Source organism: Streptococcus timonensis, from assembly GCF_047460355.1.
Lineage (GTDB): Bacteria > Bacillota > Bacilli > Lactobacillales > Streptococcaceae > Streptococcus > Streptococcus timonensis_A.
Map to the genome: position 1 here is coordinate 147,895 of NZ_JASHGL010000003.1, position 15,024 is coordinate 162,918.

General features: G+C 41.7%; 11 protein-coding genes and 1 pseudogene. 8 read left to right on the forward strand and 4 right to left on the reverse strand.

The genetic code is table 11. The features are described 5' to 3' along the window. Positions 1-10: 10 nt before the first annotated feature. Positions 11-823 carry a PTS mannose/fructose/sorbose transporter subunit IIC gene (locus QM941_RS05910; RefSeq protein ID WP_061863469.1) on the reverse strand — a complete coding sequence of 271 codons (813 nt, stop codon included), beginning with the start codon at positions 821-823 and terminating at the stop codon, positions 11-13. 29 nt (positions 824-852) lie between these two features. Continuing rightward, positions 853-1,842 (reverse strand): PTS sugar transporter subunit IIB, encoded by a 990-nt coding sequence (locus tag QM941_RS05915; RefSeq protein WP_061863468.1) that lies wholly within the window; start codon positions 1,840-1,842, stop codon positions 853-855. A gap of 320 nt (positions 1,843-2,162) precedes the next feature. On the opposite strand from QM941_RS05915, the pseudogene QM941_RS05920 reads away from it, so the two are divergent. From QM941_RS05920 to QM941_RS05940, 5 genes and pseudogenes are all read left to right on the forward strand, one after another. Then, positions 2,163-3,440, forward strand: a pseudogene (locus tag QM941_RS05920) (gamma-glutamylcysteine synthetase). Between the two features lie 74 nt (positions 3,441-3,514). Further along, positions 3,515-4,999: a threonine synthase gene (gene thrC / locus QM941_RS05925; protein WP_414312138.1), complete on the forward strand. Its 1,485-nt coding sequence runs from the start codon at positions 3,515-3,517 to the stop codon at positions 4,997-4,999. 60 nt (positions 5,000-5,059) lie between these two features. After that, on the forward strand, positions 5,060-6,340 hold the full coding sequence (locus QM941_RS05930) for an MATE family efflux transporter (protein WP_074324500.1): 1,281 nt from the start codon (positions 5,060-5,062) through the stop codon (positions 6,338-6,340). A 3-nt stretch (positions 6,341-6,343) separates the two neighbouring features. Beyond that, positions 6,344-6,964 (forward strand): HAD-IA family hydrolase, encoded by a 621-nt coding sequence (locus QM941_RS05935; RefSeq protein WP_414339668.1) that lies wholly within the window; start codon positions 6,344-6,346, stop codon positions 6,962-6,964. A gap of 171 nt (positions 6,965-7,135) precedes the next feature. Then, positions 7,136-8,323 carry a LysM peptidoglycan-binding domain-containing protein gene (locus QM941_RS05940; protein ID WP_414339670.1) on the forward strand — a complete coding sequence of 396 codons (1,188 nt, stop codon included), beginning with the start codon at positions 7,136-7,138 and terminating at the stop codon, positions 8,321-8,323. Between the two features lie 210 nt (positions 8,324-8,533). On the opposite strand, the gene QM941_RS05945 is transcribed toward QM941_RS05940, so the two are convergent. Then, a complete protein-coding gene (locus QM941_RS05945; RefSeq protein ID WP_414339672.1) occupies positions 8,534-9,391 on the reverse strand; it encodes a DUF975 family protein in 858 nt (285 codons plus the stop codon). Positions 9,392-9,507: 116 nt separating this feature from the next. Here QM941_RS05945 and tgt point away from each other — a divergent pair, with 116 nt between their 5' ends. The 3 genes from tgt to QM941_RS05960 all read left to right on the forward strand — a co-directional run bounded on the left by tgt (position 9,508) and on the right by QM941_RS05960 (position 13,084). Further along, positions 9,508-10,650, forward strand: coding sequence for a tRNA guanosine(34) transglycosylase Tgt (gene tgt / locus QM941_RS05950; RefSeq protein WP_414339674.1), 1,143 nt, complete (start codon positions 9,508-9,510; stop codon positions 10,648-10,650). 129 nt (positions 10,651-10,779) lie between these two features. Beyond that, positions 10,780-12,597, forward strand: coding sequence for an acyltransferase family protein (locus tag QM941_RS05955; protein ID WP_414339675.1), 1,818 nt, complete (start codon positions 10,780-10,782; stop codon positions 12,595-12,597). 145 nt (positions 12,598-12,742) lie between these two features. After that, a complete protein-coding gene (locus QM941_RS05960; RefSeq protein ID WP_414339677.1) occupies positions 12,743-13,084 on the forward strand; it encodes a metal-sulfur cluster assembly factor in 342 nt (113 codons plus the stop codon). Between the two features lie 57 nt (positions 13,085-13,141). On the opposite strand, the gene ilvD is transcribed toward QM941_RS05960, so the two are convergent. Then, positions 13,142-14,845 carry a dihydroxy-acid dehydratase gene (gene ilvD, locus QM941_RS05965; protein WP_414339679.1) on the reverse strand — a complete coding sequence of 568 codons (1,704 nt, stop codon included), beginning with the start codon at positions 14,843-14,845 and terminating at the stop codon, positions 13,142-13,144. Positions 14,846-15,024 lie beyond the last annotated feature (179 nt).

The following is a 15,024-nucleotide window of genomic DNA, read 5'->3' on the forward strand; positions in this document are numbered from 1 at the left end:
GTTCCCCTTTCTAGTAGTCTTCTAGGATATCACCGATTGGATCGTTAGAAGTTGCAGCTCCTCCGCCACCGTTTCCACCTTGTTTAGAAAGGTTGAGGTAGATGAAGGCAAGGGCAACACCGATGACACCAAGGGCAATCAAAGTCAATTGAGAAATTGCTGCAAGAGCAAAACCGATAGCAAAGAATGGCCATACTTCACGAGTAGCCATCATGTTGATAACCAAAGCGTAACCAACGGCAACGACCATGGCACCACCGACAGCCATACCACCATTCAACCAGTCTGGCATTAAACCAAGAGCGTCTTTAACAGCAGAAGCTGGGATAGCGATAAGGAAGGCTGCAGGAACAGCGATACGAAGACCTTGAAGAATAAGGGCAAAGTAGTGAGCGCGTTCAACAGCTGCAATATTTCCTTCTTTAGCAGCAGCATCTGCAGTGTGAACCAAACCAACTGAGATTGTACGAACAATCATAGTCAAGAAAAGTCCAGCAACGGCAAGAGGGATTGCAGTTGCAGTTGCGACTGCGATACCTTCAGTAGTAAAGTTACCACCCTTAATCATGATGATTGCAGCGGCAACAGAGGCAAGAGCAGCGTCAGGAGCTACGGCAGCTCCGATGTTAGCCCAACCAAGGGCAATCATTTGAAGTGATCCACCAAGCATAACCCCTGCTTCGAGGTTACCAGTTACAAGACCGATGAGGGTACATGCAACGATTGGTTGATGGAATTGGAATTGGTCGAGGATACCTTCAAGACCTGCGAAGAAGGCAACAACTACAACCAAGATAGCAGAAATGATTGAAATATCTGACATGGTTTTATTCCTTTTCTATTTAATGTAAATTATTGAACGTTAGCTTTGCTAATCAAGTCAAACAAATCTTTTTTAGTGTCGTTTGGAACTTTACGTACGTCAAATTCAACACCAAGGTCACGCATTTTTTCAAATGTAGCAACGTCGTCTTTGTCCATTGACAATACGTTGTTGACCATTGTTTTACCAGTTGAGTGAGCCATTGATCCAACGTTAAGAGTCTTGATTGGCACACCACCTTCGATAGCACGAAGGGCATCTTGTGGTGTTTCAAACAAGATAAGGGCATGTGTTTCACCAAAACGAGGGTCTTTTGCAACCTCAATCAATTTTTGGATTGGAACAACATTAGCCTTAACCCCGTTTGGAGCAGCTTGTTTAATCAATTCTTTACGAAGGTCGTCGTTGGCTACGTTATCTGAAGCAACGATGATACGGTTAGCTTTTGAATCTGGTGTCCAAGCAGTTGCGACTTGTCCGTGAAGAAGACGAGTGTCAAGACGTGCAAGATTGATCTTAAGTTTTCCGTCTCCGATGACAGTTCCTTCTGGAATAGCAGCTTGGGCAACAGGCGCAGCTGCAGCAGTTGCAACTTCCTCAGCTGGATTTAACTCTTCTGGAAGAGCCTTGATGCCATCTTTGGACTCTTTAATAATATTTGCAGCGACTTTATCCACGCCAGCCGCAGCATCCATTAGGCGCTCTGTGTAGGCTTGGATTAACATCGGTAAGTTAAGTCCTGTGATGATGGCAAATTTACGTTCAGGGTTTTCTCCCATCACGCGACTAGCTTGGTTAAATGGAGATCCACTCCAAAGATCAGCTAAGACTAGAACCTCATCTTCTGCGTCAAATGCAGCCACAGCATTATTGAACTTCGCGTATAAATCATCTGGACCTTCGTTTGGCATAAAGGTTACAACTTGAACTTTTTCTTGTTCACCAAAGATCATAGATCCTGACTGATGAATACCAGCGGCAAATTCACCGTGGCTAGCAATAATGATTCCGATACTCATTATTGTCATTCCTCCTTATAAAAATGTTTGACTTGTAGTTTAAGAAAACTTTAAGACTCTTTAAGTATAAACCGTTTTCAGCAAAAAATCAACTACTTATAATAAATCCTAAAAAGTAGCGTGACAAACCTGTTATTCTAAATGTTGATATATCAACATTTTTAGATAAGGTTTTGAAGGTAAGTATGGGAAATTTAATATAAATTACAAATTTATCAGCGTTTTTAGATAGTATTTTTTCGACAAAGATATCTCCGAATTTTGATATAATAGATAGTAATTTATTTTTCTGGTTAGAGAAGTTAGAGTGAGAGGTGTTTATGTCCCCTTCAATCCAGTTATTAAAAGACCGCTATTTAAAAAATATCAAAGAAAATCCAGATCTCTACATCGGTATTGAGTTGGAGTTTCCTATTGTTCATACGAAAGGCCAACCTACAGATATTGAAGTCAGCAAGGATTTGTTGCGCTTTTTGGTGGATGCTCTCAGTCTGAAAGTTGAAAAGGAGGACCAGGAGGGCAATCCGATTCAACTTATAGAACCTGTGAGTCAGGATCGGATTTTGTTTGAGGTTTCCTACACGACCTTGGAATTTGCCTTTGGTAGGGCTCAGAATATCCAAGAGGTTGAAGGACGTTTTCAGGCCTATATGAAGGTAATCCAAGAAAAGCTAGGCGAAAAGAATCATGCTATCCAGGGTTGGGGGATTCATCCAAACTGGAATCAAAATGACAATCGACCTGTCGCTTATCCACGCTATCAGATGCTGATGGATTATCTGAGTATGGGGAGTCACCAAGAAAGTGCGCATTTACATGACTTTCCATAATACGGAGCCTTCATCTGCGGGAGTCAAGTCCAGTTGGATGTTTCGACCGATAACTACCTACGTGTCATCAATGCTTTCACACAGATAGAGGGAGCCAAAGCTTACCTGTTTGCCAATTCTGAGTTTTCTGGAGCAGACTGGGACACCCAGATTTCACGAGATATTTTTTGGGAAGACTCCATGCATGGGATTTATCCAGAGAATGTTGGTGTCAATACCAGACTCTTTAAAGATGAAGATGATTTCTTTGATTATTTAGACCATTCTGCGATTTTCACAGCAGAACGAGATGGGGAGACCTACTATTTTTCTCCAATTCGGGCTAGAGATTACTTAGCCACTGATGAGATTCCTGCTTATACTCTAAATGGGAAAGAAACGTTGCTTGTCCCTCAAGAGAAGGACTTCCAAACGCACCGTAGCTACCAATTCCAAGATTTAACAACTCGAGGAACGGTCGAATTTCGGAGTGTTTGTACTCAGCCACTAGACCGAACTTTTGCTTCAGCAGCCTTTCATCTAGGTTTGTTGGTGAATCTTGACAAGCTTGAAGCTTACCTAGAAATAGCTCCTTTCTTTGAAAGTTTTGGTCGTGACTACAAGTCTTTGAGAAGACAATTTTCTAAGAAACACCTCACAGATGAAGAAACAGCTGGGATTGTCCAGTTCTCCAAAGACTTGCTAGCGATAGCAGAGCAAGGACTTAAGATGAGAGGTCAGAGTGAAACGACTTATTTAGAACCTTTGAAAGAAGAAATGGACGTATAAATTTCTTATAACGGAAGAATTTTCTGAAAAATCATGTTATAATGAATGAGACTATAGATAAAGGATAGAGATTTATGACATTAGTTTATCAATCAACGCGTGATGCGAACAATACCGTAACAGCCAGCCAAGCGATTTTGCAAGGCTTGGCAACAGATGGAGGCTTGTTTACTCCAGTGAGCTATCCAAAGGTGGACTTGGATTTTGAAACATTAAAGGACGCTTCTTATCAAGAAGTGGCCAAGCTTGTCTTGTCAGCCTTTTTGGATGACTTTACAGCAGAAGAGTTGGACTATTGTATCACCAATGCCTATGACAGCAAGTTTGATACACCAGCTATTGCCCCTCTTGTCAAACTCGATGGCCAATACAACTTGGAACTTTTCCACGGTTCAACCATTGCCTTTAAAGATATGGCCTTGTCCATCTTGCCCTACTTTATGACAACAGCTGCTAAGAAACACGGCTTGGAAAACAAAATTGTCATCTTGACAGCGACATCTGGAGATACTGGGAAAGCTGCTATGGCAGGATTTGCGGATGTCCCAGGTACGGAAATCATCGTCTTTTATCCAAAAGACGGTGTCAGCAAGGTACAAGAGTTGCAAATGACCACTCAAACGGGCGAAAATACCCATGTTATCGCTATTGATGGAAACTTTGACGATGCTCAAACAAACGTAAAACATATGTTCAATGATGTGGCTCTTCGTGAGAAATTGGCAGCCAACAAGCTCCAGTTTTCATCAGCTAACTCTATGAATATCGGTCGTTTGGTACCACAGATTGTCTACTATGTTTATGCCTACGCTCAGCTTGTTAAAACTGGTGAGATTAAGGCTGGTGACAAGGTTAACTTCACCGTACCGACAGGAAACTTTGGGAATATCTTGGCTGCCTTTTATGCGAAGCAAATCGGCCTACCAGTCGGCAAGTTAATTTGTGCTTCAAATGACAACAATGTCTTGACAGATTTCTTTAAAACTCGTGTTTATGACAAGAAGCGTGAGTTTAAGGTAACCACTAGCCCATCTATGGATATCTTGGTCTCTTCAAACTTGGAGCGCTTGATTTTCCATCTTTTGGGAAATGATGCGGTTAAGACAGCTGAACTTATGAATGCTTTGAATAACCAAGGTCAGTATGAATTGACAGATTTTGATGCAGAGATTCTTGACCTTTTTGCAGCAGAGTATGCGACGGAAGCAGAAACAGCAGCAGAAATTAAGCGTGTTTATGAGGCAGATGCTTATATTGAGGACCCTCATACAGCAGTTGCCTCAGCCGTATATAAAAAATACCAAGCAGCTACAGGCGATGCGGCTAAGACCGTGATTGCTTCAACAGCTAGCCCATATAAATTCCCAGTAGTTGCAGTAGAAGCTGTAACAGGGAAATCAGGTTTGAGCGACTTTGAGGCCTTGGCTCAATTACATGAAATCTCAGGAGTAGCAGTGCCACCAGCAGTGGATGGCCTCGAAACAGCTCCAGTTCGTCACAAGACAACTGTTGCAGCGGCAGAGATGCAGGCTGCAGTAGAATCTTATCTAGGACTTTAAGACAGAGGAAGTAAACTCGGTTGGGAAACTAACTGAGTTTCTTTTCATCAGGAGGAAGGATTGTTTAAGAAAAATAAGGATATTCTCAACATAGCTTTACCTGCCATGGGTGAAAATTTCTTACAGATGCTCATGGGGATGGTAGATAGCTACTTGGTAGCTAATCTTGGGTTAATCGCCATTTCGGGTGTTTCTGTAGCTGGAAATATTATCACCATTTATCAGGCTATTTTTATTGCCTTGGGAGCAGCAATTTCTAGTGTTATATCAAAAAGTTTGGGACAGAAAGATCAGTCTAGACTAGCCTACCATGTGACAGAAGCTCTCAAGATAACCTTGCTATTGAGTTTAATTTTAGGTGGCTTGTCCATCTTTGCAGGTCAAGAGATGATTGGTCTTTTGGGTACTGAAGCGCCTGTGGCTAAGAGCGGTGGACTTTACCTGTCATTGGTGGGTGGTTCAATTGTTCTCCTGGGCTTAATGACTAGTTTAGGGGCCTTGATTCGCGCTACCCACAATCCTCGACTGCCGCTTTATGTTAGTTTTTTATCCAATGCTTTAAATATTGTTTTTTCAAGTGTCGCCATTTTTATCCTTGATATGGGGATAGCTGGTGTAGCTTGGGGGACTATTTTGTCTCGTTTGATCGGGGTTGTGATTTTGTGGTCACAATTAAAACTTCCATATATGAGACCGACGTTTGGACTGGATAAAGACCTGCTGACCTTGGCGTTACCTGCAGCAGGAGAGCGTCTCATGATGAGGGCTGGTGATGTAGTCATTATTGCCTTGGTTGTTTCCTTTGGGACGGAGGCAGTCGCGGGAAATGCTATCGGTGAAGTTTTGACTCAGTTCAACTATATGCCTGCTTTTGGTGTTGCGACAGCAACAGTCATGCAGGTAGCTCGAGCAGTTGGGGAGGATGATTGGGCAAGGGTGGACAGACTAAGTAAGCAAACTTTTTGGTTGTCTTTCTTTCTCATGTTGCCCTTAACGCTTAGTATCTATGCTCTCGGGACACCACTAAGCTATCTCTACACCAGCGATCCTGTGGCTATCAAAGCCAGTGTTTTAGTGATTCTTTTTTCACTTTTAGGGACTCCTATGACAACGGGAACGGTCATTTATACAGCTGTCTGGCAAGGTTTGGGAAATGCCCGACTTCCCTTTTATGCGACAAGTATTGGAATGTGGTGCATCCGTATTGGGACTGGTTACCTGATGGGAATTGTTCTTGGATGGGGTTTGCCTGGTATCTGGGCAGGAACGCTTTTGGATAATGGTTTCCGTTGGATTTTCCTACGCTATCGTTACAAATCTTATATGACATTGAAAGGATAAAAAATGCAAGAAACGGCTTTTATTTGGGATTTAGACGGGACCTTATTGGACTCCTATGAAGCTATTTTGTCAGGGATCGAGGAAACCTATGCACAATTTTCCATTCCTTTTGACAAGGAGAAAGTTCGAGCTTTTATCTTGAAATACTCTGTCCAGGATTTACTAGTGCAAGTGGCAGAAGAAAGAGGCTTGGATGTTGATAGGCTCAATCAAGTCCGTGCTCAGAGCTTGGCCGAAAAGAATGCCCAGGTCATCTTGGTGTCGGGGGCGCGCGAGGTTTTGGCCTGGGCAAATCAGCAAGGAATTCAGCAATTTGTTTACACTCACAAAGGCGATAATGCCTTGACTATTTTACGAGATTTGGGATTGGAGGTTTATTTCACAGAAATTTTGACAAGCCAGAGCGGTTTTGCTCGTAAACCAAGTCCAGAAGCAGCGACCTATCTTATCAGCAAATACCATTTAAAACCAGAGTGCACCTATTATATAGGAGATCGCCTTTTGGATATAGAGTTTGCACTAAATAGTGGAATAAAGAGTCTGAATTTTTTAAGTTGTAATAAAGAAGGAAACCAACAAATAAGAGCATTAGAGGATATTATCACTCTCTTGAACAATCAATGATGTCTGGAGTAATATGTCAGCTTTGTGACAAAATTCATACAAACTATTTCAATTAATGTGGTTTGTTACAGAGCTTAGACAGTTTTATTAAATAGCCCCCAAAGGGCTTTTTTTCTTTTTTCTTTATGTTATGATAGAAAGGTACTACATTTGAAAAGGAGTTTGAATAGTATGAAGAAACGAATTATTTTAGCATCAACAGTAGCTTTATCACTTGCCCCTACCTTGGCGACTCAAGCAGAAGAAATTGTATGGTCACCACGTTCAGTTGAGCAAATTCAAAACGATGTTGCTAAAAGCGAAAATAAAACAAGTTACACAATTAAGTACGGAGATACCCTAAGCACGATTGCAGAGGCTTTGGGAGTAGACTTAAATATCCTTGCAAACTTGAACAAAATCACAAATATTGACTTGATTTTCCCAGAAACTGTACTGACTACAACTGTTAACGAAAATGAAGAAGTAACAGAGGTTGAGGTTTATACACCTCAAGAAGTTGGTTCTGATGTAGCAAGTGCAACAGCAGATTTAACAACGAATCAAGTAACAGTAGATGAACAAACTGTTCAAGTCGAAGATTTGACACAACCAGTTGAAGAAACAACGACTACTGTTGAGGAGACAACTACAGCAGGAGCAACAACTGAAGTTGTAGCAGAAACTACAGTATCGACAGAAGCAACAACAGCAGAAGCAACAACTGAAGCTACGGCACCTGTCGTTGAAGAAACAACTACGGTCGCTGAGCCAACAACTACAGTTGAGCCAACAACTACAGTTGAGGAAACAACTACGGTTGCTGAACCAACTACGGTTGCTGAACCAACTACAACAGTTGAAGAAACAACGACTACTGTTGAGGAGACAACTACAACAGAAGCAACAACTGAGGCTGTAACAGAAGCTCAATCAGCTCCAGCAACTTACCAAGCTGAACCAAGCCAAGGTGCATCGGCAACTTATACAGCGCCAGCGGCTCCTGATTATGCAACTATTGCAGCAACAAAATCTGAAAATGCAGGTCTCCAACCACAAACAGCTGCATTTAAAGAAGAAGTAGCTAACTTGTTTGGTATCACATCATTTAGTGGTTACCGTCCAGGAGATCCAGGTGACCACGGAAAAGGTCTAGCGATTGACTTCATGGTCCCAGTTAGCTCAGCTCTCGGTGATCAAATTGCAGATTATGCTATCCAAAATATGGCTAGCCGTGGCATCAGTTACATCATCTGGAAACAACGTTTCTACGCACCATTTGATAGCAAATACGGACCAGCTTACACTTGGAATCCAATGCCAGATCGTGGTAGCGTCACAGAAAACCACTATGACCACGTTCACGTATCAATGAATTAATAATGAATGAGAAGTTGGGAACTGATTCAGTTTCCACTTCTTTTTTCTATTTCGATTGCTTAGGTAGTGAAAAAATCCAGGCATAAATATAGATGAAAAGCCTTATAGAAACAAGACGAGGAAACTGTTTTATATTTTTGGAGAGTAGTTCTGGTTAAAATAAAAACAACCAGCACTTTCTATGAAGGTGCTGGTTTTTAATAACTGATCTTAAACTTTTCTGCGTTTGATTTCAAGCAGTCTTTGATAGAAGAAGATTTGGCTACTATAGATATAAGGGAAGATAGAGATGCTAGCAATTCCAAAGCTAAGCCAAATGAGAAAATACCAAGGAAGAAGTTGTAAATCAAGGACGAAACGTTGGAACTTGTAGCCTTTCATAAGGAAGCGACTGGTTTTCAAGATTTGACTCGGTTTTGGTAAACCAATTCCTAGAGTGTCACCTAGCAGAAGTTCTACCTGAGAGTAGGCATAGTATTGAGGGATATAGAGAACGTTCCCCAAGACCATGAGTAGGATACTACCAAAAAAGTAGAGAGCAAAAGTTAGAAGAAAGCGTTCGGTATCTAGATTGGTCAAGTCCACATTTGGAAATTCGGGATGCAGCTCCACAAATTTTCGCGCCATGATACTACTATAAAAGAGATAATAAATCCCCATCCAACTTGGTATACTCCATAAGAAGAGATAGAAACGCTTGAGTAAGAGGGTCAAGAAAGTCTGAGTAAAGAATTCACTTTTTAAGATGGATAAGGTATTCTTGAGGGAAAGCTCAACATCAGGATCTCTTAGTAGATTCAAAGTTGTAAAAAGGGCACCCGTTAAGATGATGGAGCTGGTAAATCCAAGGGCTATAGGAAAGAGAGTTGATTGGAAGAGCGCTCCGAGAAAACTCAGGAAAGACTGTTCAAAGACTTTTTCATTGAGCAGGGAGAGCGGTCTTATAAAACTAGACAAAATTAAGAGGAGGCTTGGTAATAAGAAGACGATCAGGAGCTTAGGATATTCATTTTGAAATTGTCTGGCTTGCTGACGAACTTCTTTTAAATCAATCTTTGGGTATTTCATTCTTTCATTATACCATAGTTCGTGACAGTTCCCGTTTTTTTTGATAGAATCATACAGTATGCCCTTGGGCAAAAAGTAAGAACGGGGACTGTTTTTCCCAGCTTCGGAGGTAAAAAATGTCAGATTCACCAATCAAATATCGATTAATTAAGAAAGAAAAACATACTGGAGCTCGTCTGGGAGAGATTATCACACCCCACGGAACCTTCCCGACCCCCATGTTTATGCCAGTTGGTACACAAGCCACTGTCAAGACTCAGTCACCAGAAGAATTAAAAGAGATGGGTTCAGGAATTATCCTATCTAACACCTATCACTTATGGCTTCGTCCGGGAGATGAGTTGATTGCTCGAGCCGGAGGACTCCACAAATTCATGAATTGGGACCAGCCTATCTTGACAGATAGTGGAGGTTTCCAGGTTTATTCTCTAGCGGATAGTCGGAACATCACTGAAGAAGGAGTGACTTTTAAGAACCACCTCAATGGTTCAAAGATGTTTCTATCACCTGAAAAGGCTATTTCTATCCAAAACAATCTAGGGTCAGACATCATGATGTCTTTTGATGAGTGTCCGCAGTTTTATCAACCTTACGACTACGTTAAGAAATCAATTGAGCGTACCAGCCGTTGGGCTGAGCGTGGATTAAAAGCCCATAGTCGCCCACATGACCAAGGCTTGTTTGGAATTGTGCAGGGGGCAGGATTTGAGGATCTTCGCCGTCAGTCAGCTCAAGACCTAGTGAGTATGGATTTTCCAGGCTACTCTATCGGTGGCTTGGCAGTAGGAGAGACTCACGAAGAGATGAATGCAGTCTTGGACTTTACCACTCAACTTTTACCAGAGAACAAACCTCGCTATTTGATGGGGGTTGGAGCGCCAGATAGCTTGATTGATGGGGTTATCCGTGGTGTGGATATGTTTGACTGTGTCTTGCCAACCCGTATCGCTCGTAATGGTACCTGTATGACCAGCCAAGGACGTTTGGTTATCAAGAATGCCCAGTTTGCGGAAGACTTTACACCACTCGATCATGAGTGTGATTGCTACACATGTAAGAATTATACACGTGCTTATCTTCGCCATTTGCTCAAGGCAGATGAGACCTTTGGTATCCGTTTGACAAGCTACCATAACCTATACTTCTTGCTAAATCTTATGAAACAGATTCGTCAAGCAATTATGGACGATAATCTCTTGGAATTCCGTGAACATTTCGTTGAAAAATATGGCTATAATAAATCTGGACGTAATTTCTAACATTTATTGATAATAAAGCTGAAATCCTAAGTTTTCTCTTAGGATTTTTCTTCTTTTTTTGATAAAATAAATGTATTATGGAATGAAAATTAGATGGCTTTACATCTAATATATGGAGAATAAACTCGTATGCGTATTAAATGGTTTTCCTTGATTAGGATAACAGGCTTGTTCTTGGTGCTCTTGTACCATTTCTTTCAGCCAGTCTTCCCTGGAGGATTTTTCGGTGTTGACGTCTTTTTCACCTTTTCAGGTTTTTTGATTACTTCTCTCTTATTAGAGGAATTTGGTCAGAAGAAGGAAATTGACATCTTAGGATTTTTTAAGAGACGCTTTTATCGGATTTTTCCACCAGTGGTTTTGATGATTTTGGTAACCATGCCTTTTACTTTCTTAGTGCGGAAAGATTATGTTGCTGGGATTGGAGGTCAGATAGCTGGAGTTATTGGTTTTATGACCAACTTTTACGAGATGTTAACAGGGGGAACCTACGAATCTCAGTTTATCCCTCATCTTTTTGTTCACAATTGGAGCCTAGCGGTTGAGGTCCATTACTATATCTTGTGGGGTTTGGCAGTTTGGTTTTTGTCTAAACGTGTTAAGACAGGTGGACAGTTACGAGGAATAGTTTTCCTTTTGTCATCTGCGAGCTTTATCATTAGCTTCCTCTCTATGTTTATTGGTAGCTTTATCGTTAGCTCCTACTCTAGCATTTACTTTTCAAGTTTGACCCATGTCTACCCATTCTTTTTGGGTAGTGTCCTTGCTACTTTAGTGGGGGTTCGTCAGACAACACCTCTGCTCAAACGTTTGAATCAGGCTCTGGACATAAAACAAGCTTCGTTGATTTTTGGGGGAGGATTAGGTCTTCTCCTTATACTAACCTTCTTTGTTAAGTTTACGTCTCTCTTTGCTTATTTACTTGGTTTCTTGTTGGCAAGTTTGGCAACAGTTTTTATGATTCTTGCGACACGAATTTTGCACGAAAAAACACCAACAATCGAAGAACCAACGGTGATCAGCTTTTTGGCAGATACAAGTTATGCAGTTTATCTTTTTCACTGGCCATTCTACATTATCTTCACTCAGTTAATGGGTAATCTGCCAGCAGTTATTTTAACAATTCTATTGTCTTATTTATTTGCGACTTTGTCCTTCTATGTTATCGAACCAATGATAGCTGGAAAGACTAGCTGGCTTTTGCAAAAAGCAGAAGGGGTTCCGTTTATCAGACAAATCTTTGCAGGTAGTTTCGGAGTCCTTGCCTTGATTTCAGTGATTATTGTCATGATAGCTCCACAAGTTGGTGCTTTTGAAACGGACTTAATAGAAACGGGACTCAAGCAAGCTCAGGCAGGTCTTGTTCGGACAAAGACCATGGCTGAACAGGCAGAGGCTAGTCGCTACAATATAGCTGATGGGGTATCCATTATTGGTGATTCGGTAACCTTGCGTGCGATTTCTGGTTTGCAAGAGGTATTGCCAGATGCTCAGACAGATGGACAAGTAAGTCGAAACACCAAGCATGCAACGGCAATTATGCTCAATAATAGCCAAAATAAAGCCTTGCCTAAAATTGTAGTTGTTGCTACAGGAGTTAATAATCCAGAGGACTACAAGGCTGATATTGATTCCTTGGTGACAAATCTACCTAAAGGACATCAACTTGTTCTTTTGACACCGTACGAGGGTGATACAACTCAGGAAACACAACCTTATGTAGAGCAGTACGCAAGCTATGCAAGAGAAGTAGCGCAGAAGTATCCATATATTGAAGTTGCCGATTGGAACCAAGTAGCCAAGGACAATCCTGACATCTGGAAAGGGACGGACCAGGTACACTTTGGTAGTGACAGTGCAAAACAGGAAGAAGGAGCTAAACTTTATGCAGAAACAATTGCTGCTGCTATCAAGGCTCTTGCTGATAAACCAGTTAAATCAAGATAAACCCTAACAAACAAAAGCAGAGATATCCAATCTCTGCTTTTTTATCTAGCTAGATAGTTGCTAGGAAGTAGGAAATAGAGAAAAACTTGCCAAATTGTCAGAATTATGAGAAAATAGGGGATATTTATCAGATGGAGGGAATGCAATGAGAGAAGATATCAAAATTAATGACCGTGCTCTAGCATTGGAAGATCAAATCATTGAAGTGCTCGAAAAGGTTTTTGATACAGATGTGGAGTTAGATGTATACAATCTTGGATTGATTTATGAGATTCATTTAGATGAGGCTGGGCTTTGTACAGTTGTCATGACCTTCACTGATACTGCTTGTGACTGTGCAGAAAGTCTGCCTATTGAAATCGTAGCTGGATTAAAACAAATTGATGGTATTGAGGATGTCAAAGTTGAGGTTACCTGGTCACCTGCATGGAAGATTACACGCATTAGTCGTTATGGTCGTATAGCTCTAGGGCTGCCTCCACGATAGTTATCTATTTTGAAAAATACAAAAAAGCAAGCCATTTTTGGCTTGCTTTTGATTTGCTTATTTTTTACCCGATTGTTCCATATTCCAGAAATCTGTAACAGCACCACGTGATGCAGAAGATACGGTATGGGCGTACTTACCAAGGACACCACGGCTATAGAGTGGTGGTAAGGTTGTTTCTGCCTTGCGTTTTTCAAGTTCCTCATCAGAAACGTCCATCGAAATTTCTTTAGTATCTTGGTCAACCGTAACAATATCTCCTGTACGAAGGTAGGCAATTGGTCCACCATCCTGAGCTTCAGGAGCGATATGTCCAACAACGAGACCATAAGTACCACCAGAGAAACGGCCATCTGTCAAGAGGGCAACCTTGTCTCCTTGGCCTTTACCAACGATCATTGATGAAAGTGATAGCATTTCAGGCATACCAGGACCACCCTTAGGTCCAACGAAACGAACAACGACTACGTCGCCATCAACGATTTCATCTGACAAGACAGCTTGGATAGCATCTTCTTCAGAGTCAAAGACCTTAGCTGGACCAACGTGACGACGAACCTTCACACCTGATACCTTGGCAACTGCACCGTCAGGAGCAAGATTCCCGTTCAAGATGATAAGCGGACCGTCCGCACGTTTAGGATTTTCAAGTGGCATGATAACTTTTTGACCTGGAGTAAGATCTGCAAAATCAGCCAAGTTTTCAGCGACAGTTTTACCAGTACATGTGATACGGTCTCCGTGAAGGAATCCATTTGCCAGCAAGTACTTCATAACCGCAGGCACACCACCAACCTCGTAAAGATCTTGGAAGACATACTGACCAGAAGGTTTCAAGTCGGCCAAGTGAGGTACACGTTCTTGGATGGTATTAAAGTCCTCAAGTGACAAGTCAACATTAGCTGCGTGGGCAATGGCAAGCAAGTGAAGAGTGGCATTTGTAGAGCCACCCAGAGCCATAGTAACTGTAATGGCATCTTCAAAGGCTTCACGAGTCAAGATATCTGAAGGTTTGATACCAAGTTCGAGCATTTTGACAACTGCACGACCGGCTGCTTCGATGTCTTCTTTCTTATCAGCAGATTCGGCTGGGTGAGAAGAAGAACCTGGCAAACTCATACCGAGAACTTCGATAGCTGTCGCCATGGTATTAGCAGTATACATACCACCACAGCCACCAGGGCCAGGGCAGGCATTACATTCGAGACGTTTCACATCCTCAGCAGTCATATCACCGTGGTTCCATTTTCCGATACCCTCAAAAACAGAAACCAAGTCAATATCTTTGCCATCAAGATTTCCCGGTGCAATGGTTCCACCATAGGCGAAAATAGCTGGGATATCCATATTGGCAATGGCAATCATAGAACCAGGCATGTTCTTGTCACAACCACCGATAGCTACAAATGCATCGACGTTATGACCACCCATAGCTGCTTCGATAGAGTCCGCGATGATATCACGAGACGTTAAGGAGAAGCGCATACCCGGCGTTCCCATGGCAATACCGTCGGCTACGGTAATGGTTCCAAACTGCACAGGCCAAGCACCAGCAGATTTGACACCTTCTTTAGCCAATTTCCCAAAGTCATGCAAGTGGATGTTACATGGTGTGTTTTCAGCCCAAGTCGAAATGACTCCCACAATCGGTGTTTCAAAGTCCTTGTCTGTCATACCAGTCGCGCGAAGCATAGCACGGTTTGGCGATTTGACCATGCTATCATAGACACTGCTGCGGTGACGTTTATCTAATTCAGTCATTATATTCCCTCTCATATCAGTTTTTACCATTATAGCATATATTTGACAAGATTTACAGGGCAAAATTTTTAAATTTTCAGACAATTCATTACATTGAAATCTTCTTAAAAAAGTTGCATATTTTTGTTGACATTTAAAATTAAAGTGATATCATTTAGATATCAAATACAGGAGGTCAT

Excerpts from the sequence above, each read along its gene's own strand:
- tgt (WP_414339674.1), top strand. The coding sequence starts at position 9,508 with ATGTCAGATTCACCAATCAAATATCGATTAATTAAGAAAGAAAAACAT.
- QM941_RS05955 (WP_414339675.1), top strand. The coding sequence starts at position 10,780 with ATGCGTATTAAATGGTTTTCCTTGATTAGGATAACAGGCTTGTTCTTG.
- QM941_RS05935 (WP_414339668.1), top strand. The coding sequence starts at position 6,344 with ATGCAAGAAACGGCTTTTATTTGGGATTTAGACGGGACCTTATTGGAC.
- thrC (WP_414312138.1), top strand. The coding sequence starts at position 3,515 with ATGACATTAGTTTATCAATCAACGCGTGATGCGAACAATACCGTAACA.
- QM941_RS05915 (WP_061863468.1), bottom strand. The coding sequence starts at position 1,842 with ATGAGTATCGGAATCATTATTGCTAGCCACGGTGAATTTGCCGCTGGT.
- QM941_RS05945 (WP_414339672.1), bottom strand. The coding sequence starts at position 9,391 with ATGAAATACCCAAAGATTGATTTAAAAGAAGTTCGTCAGCAAGCCAGA.
- QM941_RS05940 (WP_414339670.1), top strand. The coding sequence starts at position 7,136 with ATGAAGAAACGAATTATTTTAGCATCAACAGTAGCTTTATCACTTGCC.
- QM941_RS05910 (WP_061863469.1), bottom strand. The coding sequence starts at position 823 with ATGTCAGATATTTCAATCATTTCTGCTATCTTGGTTGTAGTTGTTGCC.
- ilvD (WP_414339679.1), bottom strand. The coding sequence starts at position 14,845 with ATGACTGAATTAGATAAACGTCACCGCAGCAGTGTCTATGATAGCATG.
- QM941_RS05960 (WP_414339677.1), top strand. The coding sequence starts at position 12,743 with ATGAGAGAAGATATCAAAATTAATGACCGTGCTCTAGCATTGGAAGAT.